At 67.0% G+C, this 26,122-nt stretch carries 20 protein-coding genes; 8 read left to right on the forward strand and 12 right to left on the reverse strand.

Translation table 11 applies throughout. From position 1 onward, the window contains the following. Window positions 1-166 precede the first annotated feature (166 nt). The 6 genes from purB (at window position 167) to lpdA (ending at window position 10,360) form a co-directional block, all read left to right on the forward strand. A complete protein-coding gene (gene purB / locus ACW5IY_RS14460; protein WP_049436769.1) occupies window positions 167-1,534 on the forward strand; it encodes an adenylosuccinate lyase in 1,368 nt (455 codons plus the stop codon). Between the two features lie 743 nt (window positions 1,535-2,277). Beyond that, entirely contained in the window at window positions 2,278-3,693 is a 1,416-nt protein-coding gene (locus ACW5IY_RS14465; protein WP_049434891.1) for a ribosomal protein uL16 3-hydroxylase, read from the forward strand. Between the two features lie 9 nt (window positions 3,694-3,702). Next, on the forward strand, window positions 3,703-4,599 hold the full coding sequence (locus tag ACW5IY_RS14470) for a GNAT family N-acetyltransferase (RefSeq protein WP_049434889.1): 897 nt from the start codon (window positions 3,703-3,705) through the stop codon (window positions 4,597-4,599). A gap of 186 nt (window positions 4,600-4,785) precedes the next feature. Further along, on the forward strand, window positions 4,786-7,617 hold the full coding sequence (locus ACW5IY_RS14475; protein WP_049434887.1) for a 2-oxoglutarate dehydrogenase E1 component: 2,832 nt from the start codon (window positions 4,786-4,788) through the stop codon (window positions 7,615-7,617). 40 nt (window positions 7,618-7,657) lie between these two features. Next, entirely contained in the window at window positions 7,658-8,860 is a 1,203-nt protein-coding gene (gene sucB / locus ACW5IY_RS14480) for a dihydrolipoyllysine-residue succinyltransferase (RefSeq protein ID WP_005413940.1), read from the forward strand. Window positions 8,861-8,923: 63 nt separating this feature from the next. Further along, window positions 8,924-10,360, forward strand: coding sequence for a dihydrolipoyl dehydrogenase (gene lpdA, locus ACW5IY_RS14485; RefSeq protein WP_010486837.1), 1,437 nt, complete (start codon window positions 8,924-8,926; stop codon window positions 10,358-10,360). A gap of 161 nt (window positions 10,361-10,521) precedes the next feature. On the opposite strand, the gene ACW5IY_RS14490 is transcribed toward lpdA, so the two are convergent. The 11 genes from ACW5IY_RS14490 to ACW5IY_RS14540 form a co-directional block, all read right to left on the reverse strand. Continuing rightward, window positions 10,522-10,779, reverse strand: a complete 258-nt coding sequence (locus ACW5IY_RS14490; RefSeq protein ID WP_032952780.1) for a hypothetical protein — start codon at window positions 10,777-10,779, stop codon at window positions 10,522-10,524. Continuing rightward, window positions 10,776-10,988, reverse strand: coding sequence for a hypothetical protein (locus ACW5IY_RS14495; protein WP_010486834.1), 213 nt, complete (start codon window positions 10,986-10,988; stop codon window positions 10,776-10,778). The genes ACW5IY_RS14490 and ACW5IY_RS14495 overlap by 4 nt, the downstream gene beginning before the upstream one ends. Before the next feature lie 174 nt (window positions 10,989-11,162). Further along, window positions 11,163-12,755 (reverse strand): alkaline phosphatase D family protein, encoded by a 1,593-nt coding sequence (locus tag ACW5IY_RS14500; protein WP_049434883.1) that lies wholly within the window; start codon window positions 12,753-12,755, stop codon window positions 11,163-11,165. Then, window positions 12,755-14,998: a TonB-dependent receptor family protein gene (locus tag ACW5IY_RS14505; protein ID WP_049434881.1), complete on the reverse strand. Its 2,244-nt coding sequence runs from the start codon at window positions 14,996-14,998 to the stop codon at window positions 12,755-12,757. Before ACW5IY_RS14505 ends, ACW5IY_RS14500 begins: the two co-directional genes overlap by 1 nt. Before the next feature lie 173 nt (window positions 14,999-15,171). Next, on the reverse strand, window positions 15,172-16,602 hold the full coding sequence (locus ACW5IY_RS14510; RefSeq protein ID WP_010486827.1) for a replicative DNA helicase: 1,431 nt from the start codon (window positions 16,600-16,602) through the stop codon (window positions 15,172-15,174). Between the two features lie 212 nt (window positions 16,603-16,814). Beyond that, window positions 16,815-17,375, reverse strand: coding sequence for an NADPH-dependent FMN reductase (locus ACW5IY_RS14515; protein WP_043401598.1), 561 nt, complete (start codon window positions 17,373-17,375; stop codon window positions 16,815-16,817). 66 nt (window positions 17,376-17,441) lie between these two features. After that, complete coding sequence (gene asnB / locus ACW5IY_RS14520) at window positions 17,442-19,385, reverse strand: asparagine synthase (glutamine-hydrolyzing) (RefSeq protein WP_049434870.1); 1,944 nt, start codon at window positions 19,383-19,385, stop codon at window positions 17,442-17,444. Between the two features lie 3 nt (window positions 19,386-19,388). Further along, the gene (locus ACW5IY_RS14525) at window positions 19,389-21,668 is read right to left on the reverse strand and encodes a thiamine pyrophosphate-dependent enzyme (RefSeq protein ID WP_049434868.1); all 2,280 of its coding nucleotides are present in this window, start codon (window positions 21,666-21,668) and stop codon (window positions 19,389-19,391) included. 77 nt (window positions 21,669-21,745) lie between these two features. Continuing rightward, window positions 21,746-22,402, reverse strand: coding sequence for a glutathione S-transferase family protein (locus ACW5IY_RS14530; protein WP_049434897.1), 657 nt, complete (start codon window positions 22,400-22,402; stop codon window positions 21,746-21,748). Between the two features lie 155 nt (window positions 22,403-22,557). Continuing rightward, window positions 22,558-23,106 carry a GNAT family N-acetyltransferase gene (locus ACW5IY_RS14535; protein WP_049434866.1) on the reverse strand — a complete coding sequence of 183 codons (549 nt, stop codon included), beginning with the start codon at window positions 23,104-23,106 and terminating at the stop codon, window positions 22,558-22,560. Window positions 23,107-23,230: 124 nt separating this feature from the next. After that, window positions 23,231-24,073 (reverse strand): glycine zipper 2TM domain-containing protein, encoded by an 843-nt coding sequence (locus ACW5IY_RS14540; protein WP_049434895.1) that lies wholly within the window; start codon window positions 24,071-24,073, stop codon window positions 23,231-23,233. Between the two features lie 163 nt (window positions 24,074-24,236). Here ACW5IY_RS14540 and ACW5IY_RS14545 point away from each other — a divergent pair, with 163 nt between their 5' ends. Together ACW5IY_RS14545 and ACW5IY_RS14550 are read left to right on the forward strand one after the other, a co-directional pair. Next, window positions 24,237-24,455 carry a DUF6116 family protein gene (locus ACW5IY_RS14545; RefSeq protein ID WP_010486812.1) on the forward strand — a complete coding sequence of 73 codons (219 nt, stop codon included), beginning with the start codon at window positions 24,237-24,239 and terminating at the stop codon, window positions 24,453-24,455. Next, the gene (locus tag ACW5IY_RS14550) at window positions 24,452-25,225 is read left to right on the forward strand and encodes a TatD family hydrolase (protein ID WP_049434863.1); all 774 of its coding nucleotides are present in this window, start codon (window positions 24,452-24,454) and stop codon (window positions 25,223-25,225) included. Before ACW5IY_RS14545 ends, ACW5IY_RS14550 begins: the two co-directional genes overlap by 4 nt. Window positions 25,226-25,258: 33 nt before the next feature. On the opposite strand, the gene ACW5IY_RS14555 is transcribed toward ACW5IY_RS14550, so the two are convergent. Beyond that, on the reverse strand, window positions 25,259-26,083 hold the full coding sequence (locus ACW5IY_RS14555; RefSeq protein WP_049434861.1) for a tRNA threonylcarbamoyladenosine dehydratase: 825 nt from the start codon (window positions 26,081-26,083) through the stop codon (window positions 25,259-25,261). Between the last annotated feature and the right edge of the window lie 39 nt (window positions 26,084-26,122).

Below are 26,122 nucleotides of genomic sequence, written 5' to 3' on the forward strand. Positions count from 1 at the left end.
AGATCGTTTCATCCGCTGGGCCGTGTTGTAGAGCCGAGCCTACGCTCGGCTGGCCCGTGGGCGCTGGATTACCCTGAGCAGCCGAGCGTGGGCTCGGCTCTACAGGGCACGCCTGCCCGGCACGTCGTAGAATATGGCCCCCGCCGCTCGCCCCAGCCCTGCCGACATGTCCGATTCCGCCCTGCTCGCCCTGTCCCCGCTCGATGGCCGCTATGCCGGCAAGGTCGACGCCCTGCGCCCGATCTTCTCCGAGTACGGCCTGATCAAGGCCCGCATCGTGGTCGAGGTGGAGTGGCTGCTGGCCCTGGCCGCCGAGCCGGGCATCGTCGAGCTGGCCCCGTTCTCCGACGCCGCCGTCGCACGCCTGCGTGCTCTGGCCGCCAGCTTCAGCCCGGCGCAGGCCGCGCGCGTGAAGGAGATCGAGCGCACCACCAACCATGACGTCAAGGCGGTGGAGTACTTCATCAAGGAACAGCTGAAGGACGACGCCGAGCTGGCCCCGGCGCTGGAATTCGTGCATTTCGCCTGCACCAGCGAAGACATCAACAACCTCAGCTACGGCCTGATGCTGGAACAGGCCCGCCGCGAGGTGCTGCTGCCGACCCTGGACGGCATCGCCAACAGCCTGCGCAGCCTGGCCCACGCCCAGGCTGGCCAGCCGATGCTGTCGCGCACCCACGGCCAGACCGCCTCGCCGACCACCCTGGGCAAGGAACTGGCCAACGTGGTCGCCCGCCTGGAACGCCAGCGCAAGCAGATCGCCGCCGTCGAACTGACCGGCAAGATCAACGGCGCGGTAGGCAACTACAACGCGCACGTGGCCAGCTACCCGGACGTGGATTGGCCGGCCTTCGCCGAGCGCTTCGTGACCGGCCTGGGCCTGGTGTTCAACCCGTACACCACGCAGATCGAGCCGCACGACAACATCGCCGAGATCGGCGATGCCGCGCGCCGCGCCAACATCATCCTGATCGACCTGGCCCGTGACATCTGGGGCTACGTTTCGCTGGGCTACTTCAAGCAGCGCCTGAAGGAAGGCGAAGTCGGTTCGTCGACGATGCCGCACAAGGTCAACCCGATCGATTTCGAGAACGCCGAAGGCAACTTCGGCATCGCCAACGCGCTGTTCGAGCATTTCAGCGCGAAGCTGCCGATCAGCCGCTGGCAGCGCGACCTGACCGACTCCACCGTGCTGCGCGCGCTGGGCACCGCGTTCGGCCACAGCCAGGTGGCGCTGGATTCGCTGGCCAAGGGCCTGGGCAAGCTGGAAGTGAACCCGCAGCGCCTGGACGCGGATCTGGACGCGGCCTGGGAAGTGCTGGCCGAGGCCGTGCAGACGGTGATGCGCCGCCACGGCCTGCCGAATCCGTACGAGCAGCTGAAGGCGCTGACCCGTGGTCAGGGCATCACCGCCGAGTCGATGCGCGCGTTCGTGCAGGGGCTGGAGCTGCCGGCGGATGCGAAGCAGCGCCTGCTGGAGATGACCCCGGGCAGCTACACCGGTCTGGCGGAATCGCTGGCGAAGAAGATCTAAGGTTTTCCTGCGGCGGCGGCCGCGGGCGCTGCCTGCGGCAGGCAACGGCAACGGCAACAGCAACAGCAACATCAACATCAACGTCAAGAGCGGCTCTGGATTGCTGCTAGCTGGGCGGGGCAAGTTGGGTTCGCGGGGGACGCCGTGAATCCGTCCGTGGAGGCTTGGCAGCCGCATCCATGCGGCTGACACCCCCGCGAACCCAACCCGCCCCACCTCTGACAGATTCCGGTGACGGATTGAAGAGCATTGGGTTGTCGGGACGGAATTTGAAAGAGGGACGCGGCTTCGCCGCGTCCCTCTTTGTCTTGGGATCGCTGTAGAGCCGAGCCCACGCTCGGCTGCCTTTCGCAATGGCAACGGCAAGCCGAGCGTGGGCTCGGCTCTACACGAGCAAGCGCAGCGCGCGACCCGCTGTTGCCCTTGATCTCCTTCTTCCATTCCGTGGCGGGCCGCGCAGGAAACTGTCAGGGGCCGGGCGGGTGGGCTGCGCGGGGGCGTGAGCCGCATGGATGCGGCGATCGAGCTTACATGGACGTACTTGCAGCGTCCCCCGCGCAGCCCACCCGCCCGGCCAAGCGCGGCTTTTGCTTGTGAACCCACACCGCCACGAGGGGCTCCGCCGTTGGCCGGAACCCCGCGACAAACCACCGCACGTGCGCAATCCCAACGAACGTCGGACAATGGAGACCTTGGCGGCCCGCCGCGCCGCCCCTCCCGCTTTCCGCTGCAAGGATTCCCCCATGGCCGCCCGCAAGTCCTCCGCTCCGCTCATCGAAGTCACCGCCCGCCCCGGCCAGCCGCTGGGCATGGCGCCGGCCACCTTCCTGCGCGACTTCTGGCAGAAGCGCCCACTGCTGATCCGCAACGCCTTCCCCGACTTCCAGACCCCGGTGCAGCCGGAAGACCTGGCCGGGCTGGCCTGCGAGGAAGGCGTGCTGGCGCGCCTGATCGAGCACGACAAGGCCCAGGATGGCTGGCGCGTGCGCACCGGCCCGTTCCAGGAAGACGTGTTCCCCGCCCTGCCCGACCACGACTGGACCCTGCTGGTGCAGGACGTGGACAAGTGGGACCCGGACGTGCGCGCCCTGATCGAGCACTTCAGCTTCCTGCCGCGCTGGCGCATGGATGACGTGATGATCAGCTTCGCCGCTACCGGCGGCTCGGTCGGCGCCCACGTCGACCAGTACGACGTGTTCCTGCTGCAGGCCCACGGCCATCGCCGCTGGCAGATCGATGCCAGCGAATCGATCAAGGGCAAGCAGCCGCCGCTGGGCTTCCGCCCGGACGTGGAGCTGAAGCTGCTGAAGGTGTTCAAGCCGACCCACGACTGGGTGCTGGCGCCGGGCGACATGCTGTACCTGCCGCCGAACGTGCCGCACCACGGCGTCGCCGAAGATCCGTGCCTGACCTTCTCCTTCGGCATGCGCGCGCCGTCCTCGGCCGAGCTGATCAGCGACTACCTGGACACCCTGATCGCCGATGCCGACGAGAACATCCGCTACCAGGATGCCGACCTCAAGGTGCCGGCCGACCCGAACGAGATCGACACGGTGGCGATGGCGCGGGTGATCACCGCTCTCAACGCCATCCGCATGAACGACCCGGACAAGCTGGGTGACTGGTTCGGCCGCTTCATCACCACCTACCGTGCAGCGGGCGAAGTGATGGCCCACCAGGCAGCACCGGCACCGGAGGAAGTGGTCCAGGCCCTGGCGTCGGGCCTGCTGCTGCAGCGCCACCCGTGGGCGCGCCTGGCCTGGCGCCGGGCCAAGCGCGGCGCCAGCCTGTACGTCAGCGGCCAGGACTTCGCGCTGCCGGTGAAGGACGCCCAGCGTCTGGCCGGCGCCGAACAGCTCGATGCCGCCGCCTATCGCGGCCTGTCCGACAAGGGCCGTGCCGTGGTCCAGCAGCTGCTGGTCGGCGGGGTGTTCCAGCTGATCGACCCGAATGAGGTATACGAGGCCGAAGACGAGGACGACGGCGAAGATGCCGCGGTGCTCGGCGAGGTCGTCGAAGGCCGTGACCGCGTGGATGCGATCGACGCCGATGCGGTGTCCGACGATGTCCACTCCGTGACCGTGCACGACGACGGCATCGAGGTCATCGTCAACTTCGAGGACGACGAGGAAGACGACAGCGACGTCGGCCGCGCCTGAGTCGCCGCCATGGTCCGGGTCCAGCAGGTCAGCCACGCCGACGCCCACGTCGCAATCCACGACGTGCGGCAGCGGGTGTTCGTGCAGGAACAGGGCATCGCCGCCGAACTGGAGCGCGACGCGCTGGACCCGGTCAGCGCCCATGTACTGGCGCTGGACGCCGACGGCGAACCGGTCGGCACCGGCCGACTGGCCCCGGATGGACGCATCGGCCGCATGGCGGTGCTGGCCAGCCATCGCAGCCGCGGCGTCGGTGAAGCCCTGCTGGAGGCACTGGTCGAGGCCGGGCGCCGGCTCGGCCTGGCCGAACTGCACCTGCACGCGCAGCTGCAGGCCCGTGACTTCTATGCCCGCCAGGGCTTCCTGCCCGAGGGCGAGGTGTTCGAGGAGGCCGGCATCGGCCACCAGCAGATGCGCCGCCGGCTGGGCGTGGCCAGTGCCATCGACAGCCGTGCCGAAGCGGTGGCCATCACCACCGCCATCATCCACCGCGCCCGCCGCCAGCTGTGGCTGCACAGCCGCCAGCTGGACCCCGGCCTGCTTGACGCACCGCAGGTGCAGGCCGCCCTGCGCCGCTTCGTCACCGCCCGCCACGACAAGCAGCTGCGGGTGATCGTGCACGATGCGGCTGCCATTGCCGCTGCCGGGGCACCGCTGCTGGCGTTGGCCCAGCGCCTGCCAAGCGTGATCCAGTTCCGCGAGGTCACCGACCCGGTCGACCGTGCGCTGGCCTCGGCCTGCCTGCTCAACGATGCCGGCGACTTCTACTTTCGTCTGATCGGGCATCGCCTCGACGGCGAAGCCGGCATCGCGCTGCCGGCACGTTCGCAGCCGTTCGAGCAGCAATTGCAGCGTGTCTGGGACCGTTCGCGCGATTGCAGCGAACTGCGCGCGCTCGGCATCTGAGCGCGCGCCACCGCGCCAACCTGTCTGGAAGCGGCACCGGGGGACGCCCGATGCCTCTGGTGGTGCCCCTTCGTGTCCGGTTGGGGGTACAATTTGGCTGTTTGAACGCGCCCGTGCATGGCTATTCATCTTCGTGCCGGGTCCTTCTGAAGCCATACCCCACAAAGCGAATCAGCACCCTCCATCGTGGACAATCAACTGAAGCAGTTTGCGCAATCTTCGCAACTCGCCGGCGGCAACGCCTCCTATGTCGAGGACCTGTACGAGCAGTACCTGGTCTCCCCGGATAGTGTCGATCCCAAATGGAAAACCTACTTCGACGGCTTCAAGGGCCGCGAAGCAGGTGACATCCCGCACTCGGCTGTCATCTCCCACATCGCGGACGCGGCCAAGGATGCGCTGAAAGCCGGCACCGGTAGCGGTGCGGGCGACGAGCGTGAGCGCAATGTCGGTCGCCTGATCACCGCCTACCGCTCCCGTGGTCACCTGGACGCGCGCCTCGATCCGCTGGGCCTGGCCGCACCGGTCAACACCCCGGACCTGGGCCTGCCGTTCCACAGCCTGTCCGATGGTGACCTCAACAGCGAGTTCAGCACCGGCGGCGTCGGTGGCCAGCCGCGCATGAAGCTGCGCGACCTGCTGGCGCGCCTGAAGGCGACCTACACCGGCTCGATCGGTGCGGAGTTCATGCACATCTCCGAGGTCGAGCAGCGCCAGTGGATCTACAAGAAGCTGGAAGCGGCCGGTGGCAACTACCAGCTGGACGCTGACACCCAGCGCCGCACCCTGGAGCGCCTGACCGCGGCCGAAGGCCTGGAGCGCTACCTGCACACCAAGTACGTCGGCCAGAAGCGCTTCTCGCTGGAAGGCGGCGACTCGCTGATCCCGATGATGGACACCATCATCCGCAGCGCCGGCAAGGATGGCGTCAAGGACGTGGTGATCGGCATGGCCCACCGCGGCCGCCTGAACGTGCTGGTCAACACCCTGGGCAAGAACCCGCGCAAGCTGTTCGACGAGTTCGAAGGCAAGTTCGAGCACGACGAGCACGCCTCGGCCGGTGACGTGAAGTACCACATGGGCTTCTCGGCCGACGTCGCGACCGACGGCGGCCCGGTGCACCTGGCGCTGGCGTTCAACCCGTCGCACCTGGAAATCGCCGACCCGGTCGTGGCCGGTTCCGTGCGGTCGCGCCAAGAGCGCCGCAAGGACACCGCACGCAAGCAGGTCATGCCGATCCTGATCCACGGCGACGCCGCCTTCTCCGGCCAGGGCGTGGTCATGGAGCTGTTCCAGATGTCGCAGGCCCGCGGCTTCGCCGTCGGCGGCACCGTGCACATCGTGGTCAACAACCAGGTTGGCTTCACCACCTCGAACCCGCTGGATACGCGTTCCACGCGCTACGCCACCGACGTGGCGAAGATGATCGCCGCCCCGGTGCTGCACGTGAACGGCGATGATCCGGAAGCGGTGGTGTTCGCCGCGCAGCTGGCCTTCGAGTTCCGCCAGAAGTTCGCCAAGGACGTGGTCATCGACCTGATGTGCTACCGCCGTTGGGGCCACAACGAGGCCGACGAACCGGCGATCACCCAGCCGCTGATGTACCAGGTGATCCGCAAGCACGCCACCACCCGCGAGATGTATGCCGAGCAGCTGGAAAAGGCGGGCGTGATCGCCGCCGGCGCTGGCAAGGCGATGGTCGATGCCTACCGCGAGAAGCTCGATGCCGGTGAAGTGACCACCGAGCTGGCCAAGGTCGAGAAGACCCCGCCGACCAGCCCGCTGTTCGTCGATTGGCCGAAGCTGCTGGAAGGCAAGCTGTCCGATCCGATCTCGACCAAGGTCGAGAAGAACAAGCTGGTCGAGCTGGCCAAGCTGATCAACACCATTCCCGAAGACGTGCAGCTGCACTCGCGCGTGGCCAAGGTCTACGACGACCGCCGCAAGATGGCCGCCGGCGAAATTCCGGGCGACTGGGGCTTTGCCGAGAACCTGGCCTACGCCACCCTGCTCGACGAAGGCAATGCACTGCGCCTGGTCGGCCAGGACGTCGGCCGCGGTACGTTCACGCACCGCCACGCGATCCTGCACGACCAGAAGACCGACAACTACTACATGCCGCTGCGGCAGCTGGTGGATTCGCCGGAGAAGGCCACCGTCATCGATTCGCTGCTGAGCGAAGAAGCGGTGATGGCCTACGAGTACGGCTTCTCCACCACCGATCCGAACACGCTGTGCATCTGGGAAGGACAGTTCGGCGACTTCGCCAACGGCGCCCAGGTCGTCATCGACCAGTTCATCGCCGCCGGTGAAGCCAAGTGGGGCCGCATTTCCGGCCTGACCCTGCTGCTGCCGCATGGCTATGAAGGGCAAGGTCCGGAACACAGCTCGGCGCGCCTGGAGCGCTTCCTGCAGCTGTGCGCGCTGGAGAACATGCTGGTGGTGGTGCCGTCGACCCCGGCGCAGGCCTTCCACATGCTGCGCCGCCAGCAGCACCTGACCACCCGCAAGCCGCTGGTGGTGATGTCGCCGAAGTCGCTGCTGCGCCACAAGCTGGCCGTGTCGACCCTGGACGAACTGGCCAACGGCGAGTTCCAGCACCTGATCGGCGACGCCAACGCGGACGCCAAGAAGGTCAAGCGCGTGGTGCTGTGCTCGGGCAAGGTCTACTACGACCTGCTGGAAGACCAGACCAAGCGCGGCCAGGACGACGTGGCGATCATCCGCGTGGAGCAGCTGTATCCGTTCCCGCGTGCGCTGCTGGCCGCCGAACTGAAGAAGTACGGCAAGGCCACCGACGTGGTGTGGACGCAGGAAGAACCGCAGAACCAGGGTGCGTGGTACCAGATCCGCCACCACCTGCAGTTCTGCCTGGCCGATGGCCAGAACCTGCACTACGCCGGTCGCGCACGTTCGGCTTCGCCGGCTGCCGGTCACATGGCTGACCACGTCCGCGAACAGCAGCAGCTGGTCGCCGACGCGCTGGTCAACCCGTTCAACGACTCGTTCGCTGAATAATCCTCCCCCTATTTAGAAGACAAACCAGGAAGCTCCCGCAATGGCCACCGAAGTCAAAGCCCCGGTACTGCCCGAATCCGTCGCCGACGGCACCATCGCCACCTGGCACAAGAAGGTGGGCGACGCCGTCAAGCGCGACGAAAACCTGCTTGACCTGGAAACCGACAAGGTCGTCCTGGAAGTGCCGTCGCCGGTCGACGGCGTGCTGAAGGAAATCAAGTTCGCCGAAGGCTCGACCGTGACCTCCAGCCAGGTCGTGGCGATCATCGAAGAAGGCGCCGTGGCTGCTGCCCCGGCTCCGGCTGCTGAAGCCGCTCCGGCTGCTGCCGCTGCCCCGGCCGCCGCTGCTCCGGCCGCTGCCGCCGCTCCGGCCCCGGCTGCCAAGTCGGCCGCCGACACCCTGCCGCCGGGCGCCCGCTTCACCGCCATCACCGAAGGCGTGAACCCGGCCGACGTCGACGGCACCGGCCGTCGCGGCGCGGTGACCAAGGAAGACATCGTCAACTTCGCCCGCAACGGCGGCGCCGGCAAGGCCGGTGGTGCACGTCCGGAAGAACGCGTGCCGATGACCCGCATCCGCAAGCGCATCGCCGAGCGCCTGATGGAGTCGAAGAACTCCACCGCCATGCTGACCACCTTCAACGAAGTCGACCTGTCCAAGGTCTCGGCTGCGCGCAAGGAACTGCAGGACGAGTTCGTCAAGGCCCACGGCATCAAGCTGGGCTTCATGAGCTTCTTCGTGAAGGCCGCGGCCAACGCGCTGCAGCGCTTCCCGCTGGTCAACGCCTCGATCGACGGCGACGACATCATCTACCACGGCTACTCGGACATCTCGATCGCCGTCTCGACGGAGAAGGGCCTGGTCACCCCGGTCCTGCGCAACGTCGAGCGCATGTCGTTCGCCGACATCGAGAAGACCATCGCCGACTACGCCAAGAAGGCGCGTGACGGCAAGCTGGGCCTGGACGAACTGCAGGGCGGCACCTTCACCGTGACCAACGGCGGCACCTTCGGTTCGCTGCTGTCGACCCCGATCATCAACCCGCCGCAGAGCGCCATCCTCGGCATGCACGCCATCAAGGAGCGTCCGATCGCCCAGAACGGCCAGGTCGTGATCGCGCCGATGATGTACCTGGCGCTGTCGTACGACCACCGCATCATCGACGGCAAGGATTCGGTGCAGTTCCTGGTGGACATCAAGAACCAGCTGGAAAACCCGGGCCGCATGCTGTTCGGCCTGTAAGACACCTCCCGCCCCTCCGCGCCTGCGCGGAGGGGTTCTGGTAATGCATCAAGGAATAATTCAATGGCTGAACAATTCGACGTCGTCGTCATCGGTGCCGGCCCGGCCGGTTACCACGCTGCCATCCGCGCGGCCCAGCTGGGCCTGAAGACCGCCTGCATCGACGCAGCGCTGGGCAAGGACGGCAAGCCGGCCCTCGGCGGCACCTGCCTGCGCGTGGGCTGCATCCCGTCCAAGGCGCTGCTGGATTCATCGCGCCAGTTCTGGAACATGGGCCACATCTTTGGCGACCACGGCATCAGCTTCAAGGATGCCAAGATCGACGTCGAGGCGATGATTGGCCGCAAGGACAAGATCGTCAAGCAGTTCACCGGCGGCATCGGCATGCTGTTCAAGGCCAACAAGGTCGCCGCCTACTACGGCTTCGGCGAGCTGCAGCCGGGCAACGTGGTCAAGGTCACCCAGCATGACGGTTCCATCGTCGAGCTGAAGGGCACCAACGTCATCATCGCGGCCGGTTCGGATTCGATCGAATTGCCGTTCGCCAAGTTCGACGGCGAGACCATCGTCGACAACGTCGGCGGCCTGGACTTCACCGAAGTGCCGAACCGCCTGGCGGTGATCGGCGCCGGCGTGATCGGCCTGGAACTGGGCAGCGTGTGGAAGCGCCTGGGCGCTGAAGTCACCATCCTGGAAGCACTGCCGGAGTTCCTGGCCGTGGCCGACGCCGAAGTGGCCAAGACCGCTGCCAAGGAATTCAAGAAGCAGGGCCTGGACATCCGCCTCGGTGCCAAGGTCTCCAAGACCGAGATCACCGGCAAGGGCAAGAAGAAGGAAGTCGTTGTCACCTACACCGACAGCGAAGGCGAAAAGACCCTGACCGTGGACAAGCTGCTGGTGGCCGTCGGCCGTCGCGCCGCCACCAAGGGCCTGCTGGCCGAAGGCACCGGTGTCAAGATCAACGAGCGCGGCCAGATCGAAGTCGACGCGCACTGCCACACCGGCGTCAACGGCGTCTGGGCGGTCGGCGACTGCGTGCGCGGCCCGATGCTGGCGCACAAGGGCTTCGAGGAAGGCATCGCGGTGGCTGAGCTGATCGCCGGCCTGCCGGGCCACGTCAACTTCGACACCATCCCGTGGGTCATCTACACCGAGCCGGAACTGGCCTGGGTCGGCAAGACCGAAGCGCAGCTGAAGGCCGAAGGCATTCCGTACAAGGCCGGCAGCTTCCCGTTCGCCGCCAACGGCCGTGCCGTGGCGATGATCGAGCCGGCAGGCTTCGTCAAGATCCTGGCCCACGCCGAAACCGATCGCATCCTCGGCATGCACCTGGTCGGCGCCAACGTCTCCGAGCTGGTGCACGAAGGCGTGCTGACCATGGAGTTCAGCGGCTCGGCCGATGATCTGGCCCGCATCTGCCACGCCCACCCGTCGCTGTCGGAAGTGATCCACGACGCGGCGATGGCGGTCAGCAAGCGCGCCATCCACAAGGCGAACTGATCTGCATCATGGTAGGTGCCGACCGTTGGTCGGCACTCACCTGCAGAAGAAAAACCCCGCTTCGGCGGGGTTTTTTGTTGCCCTTCTTCATGTAGAGCCGAGCCCACGCTCGGCTGCGCACTTGGCGGTCCGTGAAGGCCCAGCCGAGCATGGGCTCGGCGCTACACCTTTTCAGCTGGCTTCTTCGGCGGATCGTCACAGACCCTGTGCTGCACCACCGTCTCGCCAACCTTCCATTCCTTCGTGACCCGGCAGTGCGCCTTGGCCTCCGGCACCTTCGAAGCCGTCGCCCCCGCAGCATTCGCCTCGTCGGCACCGGCTGCCTGCTGGCGTTCCAGCCACGCCGACGGTGGCGCGGGCGGTGTGGCCAGCACCGGGCCTGACAACAGGACCAGGCCCATCAGCAACACGGCCCTCATGCCGCCACCGCCCGGCCGCCGAGTAACCGTGCCGGCAACATGAACAGCGCACGCAGGAACGCAAACAGCGCCGAGAAGGTGATGCCGACCAGTCGGAACGGCAGGCTCAGCAGCCAGACGAACGGCCAGGCGATCAGGGCGAGGATCGCCAGCGGCCAGCACAGCACGAACAGCAGGCACCACACACCGAGCGCGAACAGGGTCTTCATCACGGTCTCCTTGTGGCGGCACCTTGCCGCCTGCGGACACCTTGGCGCCCTGCCCTTGCCACGCACAAACGGTTTGCGACGAAACCGGGCTGGGGGCGATGAAACCGGTCCACCGCCGTTGTAGAGCCGAGCCTGCGCGCGGCTTTCCAGAAGCAGCCGAGCGTGGGCTCGGCTCTACAGGAGCTGCACTGCGCCCGGGCGGCCGTGGGTCACCTGGAAGCGCGCCGCGGTGCGCACTGCGGCATCCGCACGCAGCACGCTGTCGGCGAAGCGCAGCTCCGCCTCAACGGTCTGCCGGTTCAGCTGCAGCTTCCACCAGCCACGGCGGTCGCCATCGAAGTAACGGATATGCGGGTTCTGCGCTATCGACGGTCCGTAGTACGGACCGTACGGCGTGTCGTCGCCGCCACTGCTGATCGCCGGGGCGATGAATTCGGTGGCCACGACCGGCGAGCGGGGCACGTCGAAATCCAGCTTCAGGTCGTTGACGAAGGTGGAATGCCAGTCACCGCCCAGCACGATGGCATTGCCCTGCCCGCCCGCCTGCATCGCCTGCAGCAGGCGGTTGCGAGCCGCCGGATAACCATCCCAGGCGTCGTTCCAGAAGCGCTCGCGCGGCGTGCCACCATCCAGCCGCAGCTGCGCCATCAGCAGCTGCTGCACCACCACGTTCCAGCGCGTGCCCTGCGCGGCGGCCATCGACTGCGCGAACCACGCCTCCTGGCCCGTGCCGAGCATGCTCATGCGCGGATCCAGGGCCGCCTCGCAGCGCGGCGACTCGCCCACACCGCAGGGATTGGCCGGGCGGAACTGACGGCAGTCCAGCAGCGTCAGCTGCGCCAGATCGCCATAGCGCAGCCGTCGATGCACGCGCAGGCCGCCGTTGCCCGCAGGCGTGCTGCGCATCGGCAGGTGTTCGTAGAACGCGCGGTACGCCGCGGCACGCCGCACAATGAAGTCTTCGGTCGAGACGCCGGGCTTCTCCGGATGAATGCCGGAGTAGTCGTTCTGCACTTCGTGGTCATCCCAGATCACCGCGAACGCGTGTGCGGCGTGCGCGGCCTGCAGGTCGGGATCGAGTTTGTACAGCGCGTACTGGTCACGGTAACGTTCCAGGCTCACCGTCTCGCCACTGAACCGCGCCGCATCCAGCGTGCTGCCACGCGCGTTCTGCAGCGGGCTGTATTCATACAGGTAGTCGCCGGCATGCAGCACCAGGTCGACATCACTCTGCGCGATGTCACGCAGCACCGGGTAGTAGCCGCTGTTCCACGCCTGGCAGGTACACAGCGCCAACCGCAACTGCTGCAACTGCGTGTCCAGCAGCGGCGCGGTGCGGAAGTGGCCGACCACGCTTTCCTCATCGCCGTCGCAGGCGAAACGATAGTAATAATCGCGGCCGGGACGCAGGCCGTTGACCTCCACATGTACCGAATGGGCCAGCTCCGGCACAGCCGCAGCAACGCCCCGCTGCACCAGCCGGCGCATGCCAGGGTCTTCGGCCACGAACCAGCGCACGGGCACCGCCCGCGACGGCATGCCGCCGCCGTTGAGCGGGTCCGGCGCGAGCCGCGTCCACAGCACTGCACCCTGCGGATCCGGATCACCGGCGGCGATACCGAGGGTGAACGGATCACGCCCCAGCCGCGGCCGTGGGCCGGCCGTGGCCAGCCCCGGCATCGCCGCCAGTGCGATCGCCGCCCCCGCGCCCTGCCACGCCATGCGCAACAGGCGACGACGGCTTTCCGGATCGACAGGCCCGCGCATCAGAAGTGCACGGTGGCGGTGGCCATCACCTGCCGCGGCGCGCCGACCTGCATGGTCGCCAAGCTGCGGGTCGGGTCGGCGGCGTAGGTGCCGTTGGTGTTGATCGAAGACAGGTAACGCTTGTCGGTCAGGTTGGTCAGGTTAAGCGCCACGGTCAGGTTCTGTGCCGGGCCGAGCGTGCCGAAGTCATAGGCCACCGACGCATTGACCAGCCAGTAGCTCGGCACCGACACATCGTTGGTATAGGTCACGTAACGCTTGCCGACATGGTTGGCGGCCAGTCGCAGGTCCCACGGGCCCGGCGTCCACGCCAGGGTGCTGGCGAACATCCACTCCGGAGTGTCGACGGTCGTCTTGCCGCGGGTCGGCACCACGCCGTTGTTCACGTAGTCGTTGTCGTAGGTACTGTCATTCCACGACAGCGCATTGGACCAGGTCAGGTCCTGCATCGGCTTCAGCTGCAGGGTCGCCTCGGCACCGCGGCTGGTCACCGAACCGACGTTGGAGAACAGCGCCGGGCAACCGAGGATGCCCACGCACTGCGCGATGGCCAGCAGGCGGTTGTCGAACTTCACGTCATACACCGCCACCGACGCTTCATAGCCCTGGCCATAGCCGCGCCAGCCCAGTTCGAGGGTGCGCGACTGTTCCGGCTTCAGGCTCTTCGCGCTGGCATCGAACGCGGCCTGCGGCACGTTGAACGGGCTGCCCACGCCCAGCGCGTACGCGGCCACGTTCTTGGCGAACGAACCGAAGATCTCGTTGCCTTCGTTGAGCTTGAAGTTGAAGCCGGCCTGCGGCAGCAGACCCTTCTTCGAGGTCAGGCTGCTGTTGTTGGCATAGCTGCCCAGCGGCGTGCGCACGCTGGTGCGGGTGTGCGGCGACTTCGCACCGATGTCGATGGTCAGGCGGTCATCGAACAGGCGGAAACGGTCCTGCACGTAGAACTGGCGGGTGATGGTGGTGTAGCGCTGGTGCCACACGCGCTGGTCCGGATTGCGCAGGAAGAAATCGTCGGTGATCGGGCCGTCGATGTAATAGAAGTTGCGCTGCACGCTGTGGCCGTTGTCCTCGTACCACAGGCCCGCTTCCAGCTCGTGGCCCGCCACGTTCCAGGTGAACGCCGAGGTCACACCGGTGCGGTCGATCGCATACTCGGTAGTGCGGATCGAGATCGGGATCTCGCGGCTGGTGCCCGGGTTGGATGGATTGGACGGGCTGAACCAGTGACCCTGGCCGCGGTTGCTGTGGTTGTAGACATTCACCTTCAACCGCATCGAATCGTTCAGGCCGAAATCGCCGGCGATGCTGGACAGGTCATCGTTGCGCAGGCCGTGGCCGGAGTAGTACGCATCCCACGGGCTGTTGACGCCACCCGTGTACTTTCCGCGTGCCGCGGCAACCGCGCGATCCCAGTCCGGCGCGTAGTTGTCCCAGTCCCAGCCGAGGCGATCGATCATCTCCAGCGACAGATCCTGGTAATCGGCCTCGACGCGGCGCGAGGCGTTGAACAGCGCGGTGATCCTGCTGTCCACACCAAAGTTGTAGGTGGCCTTGCCGTTGAACTGCTTCAGTTCCTGCGAGCCCTTGCCCTTCCACTTGTCACCTTCCGAGTACGCGCCGGACAGGTAGGCCGCAAAGCCCTGGTGGTCGCCGGTGTCGAGGCGCGCATAGCTGCGGCGCGCATTGTCGCTGCCGAAGCCCTGTGCCAGAACCACGCCGTATTCAGTGGACGGATCGATCGAGTAGAACTGGAACACGCCGCCAAGGTTGCTGGTGGACGGCGTACCCAGCGCGCCAATGCCGGTGGAGACCTCCGCACCGCCCAGGTTCTCACTGATCACCGCGCGGCTGATGTGCAGGCCGTTGCTGTTGCCGTAGGCCATGTTGCCCAGCGGAATGCCATCGAGCGTGTAGCCCAGGCGGTTCTGGTTGAAGCCACGCAGGCTGATGGTGGTGGACCACTCGTAGGCACCGGTGGCATCGGCCGATTCGAAGTGCACGCCCGGCTTGCTGGCCAGCAGCTTCAGCGGGTTGGCACCCGGCGGCAGGATCTTCATGTCCTCGGCGGTCACACGCTGCACCTGGCGGGCTTCGCCGCGGCCGATCACCGAGATCGAATCGAGGGTGGTGGCCGACGGCGCGTCGGTCGCGGGGGCGGTTTCAGCGACAGCCAGCGACGGCAGCGAAGCACAGACCAGCAGGGCCAGCAGATTGCGGCGGAGCGGAGCGTGGGACGGCATGGGGGCGGATTCCTCGGGCACGCTGGACGCCGAAGGGCGGCGTCGAAGGGCAGCAGCGGCGGAATCGTAGAAGCGTCGCGTTACATGTCATTTACACGCCACATACGGACGTTTGGTGTTTCGAATGGTTTGTCGGCCAGGAGGAGGTTGCCGGACAGCGGCCGGCACGCCTGTTACTCGAACGAGCCGACCGAATCGTGGGCCAGGTTGTCGAAGCGGGTGTATTCGCCGAAGAACTTCAGCTTGCACGAACCGGTCGGGCCACCACGGTGCTTGCCGATGATGATCTCGGCCAGGCCCTTGTCCGGCGAATTTTCCTTGTTGTAGTAATCGTCGCGGTAGATGAAGACGATCATGTCCGCATCCTGCTCGATTGCGCCCGATTCGCGAAGGTCGGCCATCACCGGGCGCTTGTCGGTGCGTGTTTCCAGCGAGCGGTTGAGCTGCGACAGCGCGATCACCGGCACGTGCAGTTCCTTGGCCAGGCCCTTCAGCGAACGCGAGATCTCCGAGATTTCGGTCGCGCGGTTTTCACTGTTGCCCGGCACGCTCATCAGCTGCAGGTAGTCGATCACCACCAGGCCCAGGTCATGCTCGCGCTTGAGGCGGCGGCACTTGGAACGCAGCACCTCCGGCGACACGCCCGGCGTATCGTCGATGAAGATCTTGGTTTCCTTCAGCATCTTGATCGCGCTGGTGACGCGGCTCCAGTCCTCGTCCTCCAGCTGGCCGGTACGCAGGCGCTGCGCGTTGATGCGGCCATTGGAGGAAATCAGGCGCATCGCCAGCTGCGATGCCGACATTTCCATCGAGAACACCGCCACGCCCTTCTTCGACTTGATCGCCGCGTACTCGGCGATGTTCAGCGCGAAGGTGGTCTTGCCCATGGCCGGGCGCGCAGCCAGGATGATCAGGTCGGTCGGCTGCAGGCCGGAGGTCATCGCATCGAAATCGTTGTAGCCGGTCGGCAGGCCGGTGATGTTGCCGCCGTTCTCGAAGCGGCTGCGCAGCTCTTCGAAGGCATCCTTCAGTGCACCGGGCATCGCCACGAAATCGGTACGGCCGCGTGCGCCCTGTTCGGCGATGGCGAACACGCTCTTTTCCGCCGATGCCAGCAGCTCGCTGCTCTCACGGCCCTCGGGCTGGAAACCATCGTTGACGATGTCCGTGCCAACCTGGATCAGCTGCCGCAGCACTGCCTTGTCACGCACGATCTCGGCGTAGGCCACGATGTTGGCCGCCGACGGCGTGGTACTGGCCAGCTCGATCAGATAGGCACCATCGCCCACCAGTTCCATCTTGCCCTGCGATTCGAACCACTCGCCCAGGGTCACCGCATCGAACGGCCGCTCGCGCTCGGACAGCTCACGGATCGCGCGGTAGATCATCTGGTGGTCGCGGCGGTAGAAATCGCCTTCGGTCAGCTGGTCATTGACCCGGTCATAGGCCTCCGGAGCCAGCATCAGGCCACCCAGCACCGCCTGCTCGGCTTCCACCGAATGGGGCGGTACCCGCAACTGGTCGATGCGCGACTCGTCGCGATCGCGATCGAAGCCATCACCGCGCTCTCTGCGGTTGGAACGGAAGCCGGGGCGAGCGGACATGCTGCGGTGTTTCCTGCAAAAGTGGGCCGGACGAGTGTAGGCATGCGCCGACCCCGGCGGCCATGGACAAGCCTGTGGATAAGCCGTGGAGAAACGGGGGATATCCGCCGGTGCCTGGCCAGATTGGCGTGGGGGCGTCGCACTGCCTGCGACGGGCGCCGTTGCGGCACCCGAGCGGGCATTATCGCAGATGGGGGTGGCAACCGCTGGCGTCAATCGCCCTTGACGTGAACCGCGATCAGCGCCAGGAACCGGTCCACATAGCCCTGCAGGAACTTCTGCGTGCCTTCGTTGTGGATCGAGCCATCGGCATCGATCAGGCCGTCCTTGAAATGAATGAACGCCTCGGGCTGGCCGAGCACGTGCATGTCCAGGAAGGCCAGGCTGTTGCGCAGGTGCTGCTGGGCCACGGCGGTGCCGATCTGGCCGATGGAGGCGCCGATCACCGCCGCCGGCTTGCCGGCAAACGCGCTGTCGCCATACGGGCGCGAGCCGATATCGATGGCGTTCTTCAGCACGCCCGGCACCGACCGGTTGTATTCGGGGGTCACGAACAGCACCGCGTCGGCGGCACGGACCTGGTCCTTCAGCCGGGTACCCTGCGCCGGATAGTGCCCATCGAAGTCCTGGTCGTACAACGGCAGATCACCGATCTGCACGTACTGGAAGCGCGCACGGTCACCGGCAATCTTCTCCAGCGCATGGGCCAGTTTGCGGTTGCAGGAATCCTTGCGCAGGCTGCCGACGAACACGGCGATGGTGGGGACGGACATCGGGATTTTCTCCTCACGGTGCGGGAGGCCCAGCCTAGACGCCGGGTCCGTGCCGTCCGGTGAAGATCAGCCGCCGGTCACGCCCGCGCGCACCTGCCGCCAATGTGCCTGCCAGGCCTGGAACATCAGCACGTTCCACAGATGGGTATGCCACTTGCGCTGGCCGCCGAGGAACTGCTGCCACAGCGGCTGCACCGCCGCCGCCGACAACACGCCCTCCTGCTCCAGCCGTGCGGGCTGCAGCAGGTCTTCGGCCCACGGCCGCAGGTCGCCCTTCAGCCAGTCGCTGACCGGCGCACCGAATCCGCGCTTGGGCCGGTGCACCATCGACTGCGGCACGTAGCGGCCAAGAACGCGCTTGAGCAGCACCTTGCTGGTGGTTTCGCTGCGCTTGAAGCCCAGCGGCAGCGACCAGGCGAACTCGGCCACGCGCCAGTCCAGCAGCGGCGCGCGTGCCTCCAGGCTGACTGCCATCGAGGTGCGGTCGACCTTGCACAGCAGGTCATCCGGCAGGTAGGTCACGTAATCGGCCAGCATCATCGCGTCGGCCGGTGTGCCGGCGCCGTGCAACGGATCGGCCAGGTCGTAGAAGCTGCCGGCAGCCTGTGCGCCCGGCACTGCCGCCGTCGGGTCGCGCCAGCGCGAGATGCGGTTGCGGTACACGTCACCGATGCCACGCGCGCCGGACTCGGCCAACAGCGCGGCCAGGCCGCCGGTACGCGAGGCCTCGCCCTGCTGCTGGGAGCGCGCGCCCATCCAGCGCCGCAGCGGCCCCGGCACGCGGCCCAGCATCTGCCAGTTGCGCAGCGCGCGCACATAGCGGGTATAGCCGAAGAACAGCTCGTCACCACCATCGCCGGACAGCGCGACGGTTACGCCCTGCCGCGCCAAGCGGGCGACCAGCGCGGTCGGCACCTGCGAGGCATCAGCGAAGGGTTCGTCGAACATCGCCGGCAACTGCGGCACCACCGCCAGTGCATCGGCACCGCTGACGTAGAGTTCGGTGTGGTCACAGCCCAGATGCGCGGCCAGTTCCCTGGCCAGCGGCGCCTCGTCGTGGCCCGAACCGGTGAAGCCGATACTGAAGCTGTGCACCGGCTGACCGCTCTGTGCCTGCATCAGCGCGGCCACCAGCGATGAATCGGTGCCGCCGGACAGGAACACGCCCACCGGCACGTCGGCCACCATGCGCAGCGCCACTGCGTCGCGCAGCAGCCCGTCCAGCTGTTCCTCGGCCTCCTCTATGCGGCCCTGGAACGGCGCAGCCAGCGCCGCCTGCATGCGTGCTCGCGCATCCCAGTAGGGGCGCTGCGCCTGTTCCGGGCGGTGCGCCGATGCACCCGCCGCGACGGCTTCGGCATCCAGGCGCAGCACGCGGCCCGGCATCAGCTTGTAGCAGCGCTGGTGGATGCTGTGCGGGGCCGGAATGTAGTCCAATCGCAGCAACAGGGTCAGTGCGTCGCGGTCGATGTCGTTGTCGAAGGCCGGGTGCTCCCACAGCGCCTTCAGTTCGGAACCGAACACCAGGGTGTCACCGGCCCAGCCGTAGTACAGCGGCTTCTTGCCAACACGATCGCGGGCCAGCCACAGGCACTGCTGCTGGCGGTCCCACAGCGCGATGGCGAACATGCCGTTGCAGCGCTGCAGGGTGTCCTCGATGCCCCATTGCAGGATCGCTGCCAGCAGCACCTCGGTGTCGGAGTGGCCACGGAAGGCATGCCCCATCGGCTCCAGTTCGGCACGCAGGGCGGCGAAGTTGTAGACCTCGCCGTTGTAGGCCATGACGTAGCGACCATCGGACGAGGCCATCGGCTGGTGGCCCAGCGGCGACAGGTCGAGAATGCTCAGCCGGCGGTGCGCCAGCGCGATGCCTGCCCCGGCATCGACCCAGCTGCCGCCATCATCCGGCCCGCGGTGGTGCAGCGCCTCGCCCATGGCCAGGACCTGCGCCTGCAGCACCTCGGCCGACGCCACAGGCGCCGGCAACAACATTCCCGCCAATCCACACATGCATCAAGGTTCCTGCGCCAGTTCAAGGGCGGCGCCAATCACCGCATTGTCGCTTGGAAGCCCGAACATTGCTGCCCCCGCCAGCGGGGTATAGGTATCGGCACCGCAGACCCGGCGCAGCGGCAGGTGGCCGAAACCGGCCTCGACCAGTGCCGTGACCACGCCCTCGCCCACCCCACCACTGTGGCGGCCCTCGTCCAGCACCAGCACCCGCCGTGCACTGGCGGCCTGGCTGGCGATGAAGCCGGCATCCAGCGGCACCAGCCAGCGCAGGTCGACCACCCGCACCTGCCAGCCCAGCTGCTGCTCGATCGCCCGCGCCGCGCGCAGCGCCATCGGCACGCCGTTGCCATAGGTGTAGACCACCAGGTCGCCTGCCTCCGGCGCATAGACCCGGCCTTCACCCGGTACCAGCGCCTGGCCCTGGTCCGGGTAGTCGAACAGCCACCGGCCATCGCCCGGCTCATGCAGGTCCTTGCTCATGTACAGTGCGATGGGCTCCAGGAACACCGCCACACGTCCATCCACCCGGGCCAGCGCCGCCAGCGTGCGCAGCATCATCACCGCATCGTCGCCACGCGACGGGCAACCGACCACCAGGCCGGGAATGTCGCGCAGCGCCGTGATCGAATTGTCGTTGTGGAAGTGGCCACCGAAGCCCTTCTGGTACCCCAGCCCGGCCACCCGCACCAGCATCGGATTGCGGTACTGGTCATTGGAGAAGAACTGCAACGAACACGCTTCGCCGCGCACCTGGTCGATGGCGTTGTGCAGGTAGGCCAGGTACTGGATCTCCGGAATCGGCAGCATGCCCATGTTGGCCAGGCCCTGCGCCATGCCCAGGATCATGGTCTCGTCCAGCAGGGTGTTGAACACCCGACGTGGGCCGAAGCGGCGCAGCAGATCCTTGGTGACGGTGTAGACACCGCCCTTCTGCGCGACGTCCTCGCCGAACAGCAGGCTCTGCGGATACTTCGCCAGCAGTTCCTGCAGGCCGTGGTTGATCTGGATGGCGAGGTGCCGTGGCGCCTGCCGCTCAGGCAGGGTCTCCGCACCGCCATACAGCGCTTCGCGCATCTCGGCGAGCACCTCGCGCCGCGCTTCAGCCTGCACCGCCGCCGGTGTGTACGGCGCCAGCGGCGCCATCACGTCCTGCAGCGACTGCAGCGTCGGGTGGCCTTCGGCGTCGGCGGCCGCCGCCATGCAGCGCGCGCGCATCGTTTCGTAGGCCACTTCGATGGCGGCTGCATCCATCCAGCCCGATTCCATCGCGATCTGCGCCGAGCGCAGCAGCGGATCCTGCGCCTCGGCCGCGCACAGCTCCGGCAGCGCGCGCCATTCCACTTCAAAGTCAGTGCCGGCATGGCCCATCAGGCGCGTGGTACGCAGATGCAGGAAGGTCGGCCGCCGCGTGCGCCGGCAATGTTCCACCGCGGCCTGCACCTGGGCGTGCCCGGTGGCCAGGTCCAGGCCATCGGCGAAGAAATAGTCGAGCCCCGGCTGCCGGCTGAAGCGCTCGGCAATCCAGCCGTCCGGCGTCTTCACCGAAATGCCCAGACCGTTGTCCTCGCAGACGAACAGGATCGGTGCAGGCAGCTTCTGGTAGGCCGACCACATCGCGGTATTGAAGGCGGTCTGCGCGGTGGCATGGTTGGCCGAGGCATCGCCGAACGAGCACAGCACGATGCTGTCGGTGGGAACCGGCAGCGCCTGCCCCAGCCGCTTGCCGCTTTCGATGGCCAGCGCGGTGCCCAGCGCCTTCGGCAGGTGCGAAGCAATCGTCGAGGTCTGCGGCAGCACCCACAATGGCTTGCTGCCCCACACCTTGTGGCGGCCACCGCTGGCCGGATCATCCGCGCTGGCGGCGAAGGACAGAGCGGCATCGCGCAGCGGGTCGATACCCGGCACCTGGCGCGAACGCTCAGCCATGAAGGCACCGGAGCGATAGTGCAGGAAGGCGGGATCGGTATGCCGGCAGGCCCGCGCCAGCAGTGCATTGCCTTCATGGCCGGAGGAACCGATGGTGTAGAAGACCTTGTTCTGCACGCGCAGCACGCGTGCCATCAGGTCCAGCTGGCGGCTGGCCAGCTGCGAGTCGAACAGTTCGCCGAAAGCAGCGGCGGTGAGCGTGCTGCCCGGCAGGATCGGCGCATCCGGTGCCGGGCGCGGGCGCGGGGTGCCGCGCCAGCCACGCACCGCATCGAGGAAGTTGACGTCGCACACCTCGGCGCGGTTGAGCACGCGCATGCGTGCGGGAATCGGATCTGGAACCACAGCGAACATCGAACACCCTCCGTGTCGTTGTTGCATTCCGCCGGGCATGGCCCGGCGCTACCCTGTGGTGGTCACCTTGGCGAGAGTCACGCGGCCTCGAATCGCGAGCGCACTTCGGCGGTCACCGCCGGCATCGGCAGGAAGCGCGGCTGCTCACGCACGCGCTGCAGCCAGGCGCGAACTTCCGGGAATGGGTCCAGGCTGATGCCGCCCTCGCCCGCCACATCGGTATAGGCAAACAGGGCGATATCGGCGATGCCGTATCCGCTTCCGGTGAACCACTGCGCCTGGCGCAGGTGCTGCTCCATCACCGCCAGCGCGGTGGCGGCGCGCTCGTGCAGGCGTGGCAGTTCGGCGCGGCGCGGCGATTCGGGCGCGGTCCAGCCGCGGATGAAGCGCGCCACTGCCACGCACGGCTCGTGCGTGTACTGCTCGAAGAACATCCAGCTCAACGCCTGCGCGCGCTCCCAACCATCAGTGGGCAGGTACGGCGTGCCTTCGGCCAGCCAGAACAGGATCGCGTTGGATTCGGTCAGCACGCGGCCATCGTCGCGGACGATCAGCGGCACCTTGGCATTCGGGTTGAGCGCCAGGAATTCGGGGGTATGGGTCTGGCCGTGGGCACTGTCCACTTCCACCCAGCGGTAACGACTGCCGAGTTGCTCCAGCAGCAGGCGGACCTTGTGGCAATTGCCCGAGACCGACATGCCATGCACCGTCAGCGGGACGCGCTCTTCCACCATTGCCTGCTCCATCACGTCCGGCCGGCGGCCGGTTGCGTGCAGTCTGGCAAGCACGCCGGTGAATGCCAAGCGCGGGTGCAGCATGCGGACAATCTGTAGAGCCGAGCCCATGCTAGGCTGCTGTGCGCCAGATGCAGCCGAGCGTGGGCTCGGCTCTACAATGGCGAACGGCGCTGCCGCCATTGCTCGCGCGACTGGCCCCAGATCTGCATCGGCTTGTCGTTGTACGGCGCTGGCAACTCCCCCATGCGCAGCATCGTGCTGCCGAGCTTGCGCGCGACCGCCCGCGAGTTGTCATTGTTCTCGGCGATGGTGTGGATCACCTCATCCCACCCGAGCGTGTCGAACGCCCAGTCGATCGCGGCGACCGCAGCTTCCGGCGCATAGCCCCTGCCCCAGCTGGCATGGCGGATGCCCCAGCCAACCTCGGTACCGGGCCAGTCCTGCGGTTGCCAGGGACCCATGCGCCCGATCCAGTCACCGCTGGATTTCTCGATCACGCTGAACATCGAGAAGCCGAACAGCTGCCAGGCGCCAGCCAGGCTGCAGAAGCCACGCCAGGCCACCGAAGGCGGCTGCACGCCACCGAGGGTGCGCATCGTTTCCTCGTCGGCGCAGAACGCCAGGTAAGGTTCGTAGTCCTCGCGCAGCAGCGGGCGCAGGATCAGGCGCTCTGTTTCGATGCGCAGGTCGAAGATGCTCATGCCGGCTCCATGTCGAAGGGGCCACCATGATGGTGGATTCCGCGTCCACACGGATGAATGCCCGCGCTCACAAAAGAACGGGCCGGCATGAGCCGGCCCGTCGGGTACAGCAGAGTGTTCTGGATTACTGGCGCGTGGCCGCAGTGGCGCCGGCAGCAGCGGTCTGCGTGACCAGCTGGCCATCGACCACCGGCAGGCGATCGCTGGCCGGCTTGTTGTCCATGCGCACGGTCTTCTCGGCGCCGTCGTAGCGATAGGTCACGTTGTAGCCCTTCACCACGTCGTTGGTGCCCATGGCGATGCGGTTGCCCGGCTTGCTGGCCATGCGCATGGTGCCGGTGGTGCCGTCCTCGTTGCGGTAGGTCACGTTGTAGCCGGTAACGCGGCTCGACTCGGAGGTCGCGGTCTCGGTGTGGCACTGGCGCTCGGTGCGGTTGACCACGCGGCCACCCACATGGCGCTTGTCGATCTGGTTGCCGATGAAGCCACCGGCCACGGCACCGGCCGCGGTCGCGGCCTTCTTGCCGTTACCACCGCCAACCTGGTTGCCGAGCAGGCCGCCGACCACCGCGCCGACCACGGTGCCGCCGACGTTGCCGTCACGCTCCGGCAGGCGCTCCTGCACGGTCACGTCCTGGCAGACTTCATGCGGGGTCTGGGTCGTGGAGGTCTCGCGCACCGCATCGGTGCCGATCACGGTGGCGTAGGCCTTCTGCTTTTCGGTGATCGGGTCGACCTTCAGCACATCGGCATATTCCAGCCCACGCGGTGCCGTCGGGTCGAGCGTGTCACCACGCGCGCCATCGTCAGTGGCGTTGCCATCGACCAGGCGCGATTCGCCATTGGGGGTTCCGGCGCTGATGGAATCAGGCGACGTGTCGCCGCTCTTCATGAAGGCGGCGGTGGCGATACCACCGACCAGCAGCGCGCCCGCTGCGACCAGGACAGTTGTAGTTGTGCTTTTCATGACCTGCTCCTTGCGGACCATCCGCAACGTTCTCGGACCAGATTGCAGCATGCGCTGCCTGAACGGAATCTCCACATTTCCTGCTCATTCCCGTAACCCATTCAGCATCGGGAAATGCTGGGCCCGTGGTAGCGTTTGCATATTCCCCAGGAGGACCCCCGCCATGGCCAACCCGATGCTGCTGCCGGTACTGCAATGGGCGCGCCGGCTGCGCTACCCCACCCTGTTCAAGCTCACCGCAGGCCTGTTCGTACTGACCCTGTTCATCCCCGACCCGATCCCGTTCGTCGATGAACTGGTGCTCGGCTTCGGCACCCTGCTGCTGGCCAACTGGAAAAGCCGCAACACCGCCACGGCGCCGCCGTCGCTGGAACAGCGTTGAGCCTGCTGGTCGACAGCCACTGCCACCTCGATGCCGGCGAGTTCGACAGTGACCGCGCCGCCGTGTTCGCACGCGCGCAGGCCGCTGGCGTGCGCCTGCAGGTGGTGCCGGCGGTGACCGCGGCCAGCTGGCCGAAGCTGCGCGAGGTCTGCCAGCAGGCGCCGGGGCTGTACCCGGCCTACGGCCTGCACCCGATGTTCCTGTCCGAGCACCGGCCCGGCCACCTGCCGCTGCTGCGCGAGTGGATCGAGCGCGAACGCCCCTGCGCGATCGGCGAATGCGGCCTGGACTTCTTTGTCGAAGGCCTGGATGCCGAGACGCAGCAGGCGTACTTCATCGGCCAGCTGCAACTGGCCCGTGAGTTCGAGCTGCCGGTGATCGTGCATGCACGGCGCGCGGTGGACGTGGTGATCGCCGCGATCCGTCGCATCGGCGGCCTGCGCGGCGTGGTGCACAGCTTTTCGGGCAGTCCGGAACAGGCGGCACAACTGCACCGGCAGGGCTTCCTGCTCGGGCTCGGCGGTCCGTTGACCTACGAACGCGCGCAGCGCCTGCAGCGACTGGTGCGCGACATGCCGCTGGAACAGCTGCTGCTGGAGACCGACGCACCCGACCAGCCTGACGCCGGCATCCGCGGCCAGCGCAACGAACCGGCACGGCTGGCGGTCATCGCCCGCCACGTGGCCGCGCTGCGCGGGATGGAGTTGGACGCAGTGGCCCAGGCCACGACGGAGAATGCGCGGCGGCTGTTTACGCTGCCGGCAATGTAACGGCAGGTGCCGGCCTTTGGCCGGCACGATCCATCACACCTCGCTGGTCTCTACCGCTTCGGCCTTCACCTTCTTCGGCTCCAGCAGCATTTCCAGCGCCTTGCCCACCGCCGCGAACGCGAACGCGCCAGTAATGTGGGTCGCCGCACCCAGGCCGGCGCCGCAGTCCAGCTTCAACGCCGCATCGGCGCCGAGGTTCGGGCGGATGCCACAGACGCTGCCATCAGCCTGCGGATACTTCACGTTCTCCAGCGAATACACTGCCGGCACACCGAAATAGCGCTTGGCGTTCTTCGGGAAATTGAACTCGCTGCGCAGCTTCTTGCGGATCAGCGCCAGCATGGCGTCGTGCTCGGTGCGCGAGACATCGCGGATGCGCACCAGGGTGGGATCGGTACGGCCACCGGCGGCGCCGACGGTCAGCAGTGGCAGCTTGCGGCGGCGGCACCAGGCAATCGTCTCGACCTTGACCCGGAAGCTGTCACAGGCGTCGATCACCAGATCGAAGCCCCGGTCCAGCAGCTCGGCCATGTTGGACACGGTCAGGAACGCCTGCACGGCATCGACCTCGATGTCCGGGTTGATCGCACGGCAGCGGTCGGCCATCGCCTCGGCCTTGTTGCGGCCGTAGTTGCCTTCCATCGCCGGCAACTGCCGGTTGGTGTTGGAGACGCAGATGTCATCGGCATCGATCAGGGTCAGGTGGCCGACCGCCGAGCGGGCCAGCGCTTCCACCACCCATGAGCCGACGCCGCCCATGCCCACCACCGCCACGCGACTGCCCTGCAGGCGCTCGAGCGCACCCACGCCATACAGCCGTTCGATGCCGGCGAAGCGTTGTTTGACCTGTTCGTTCATCCCGCTATTTTAACGTGCAGGCGCCAGCGCCTGCAGCGC

The organism is Stenotrophomonas sp. C-A (assembly GCF_054030835.1).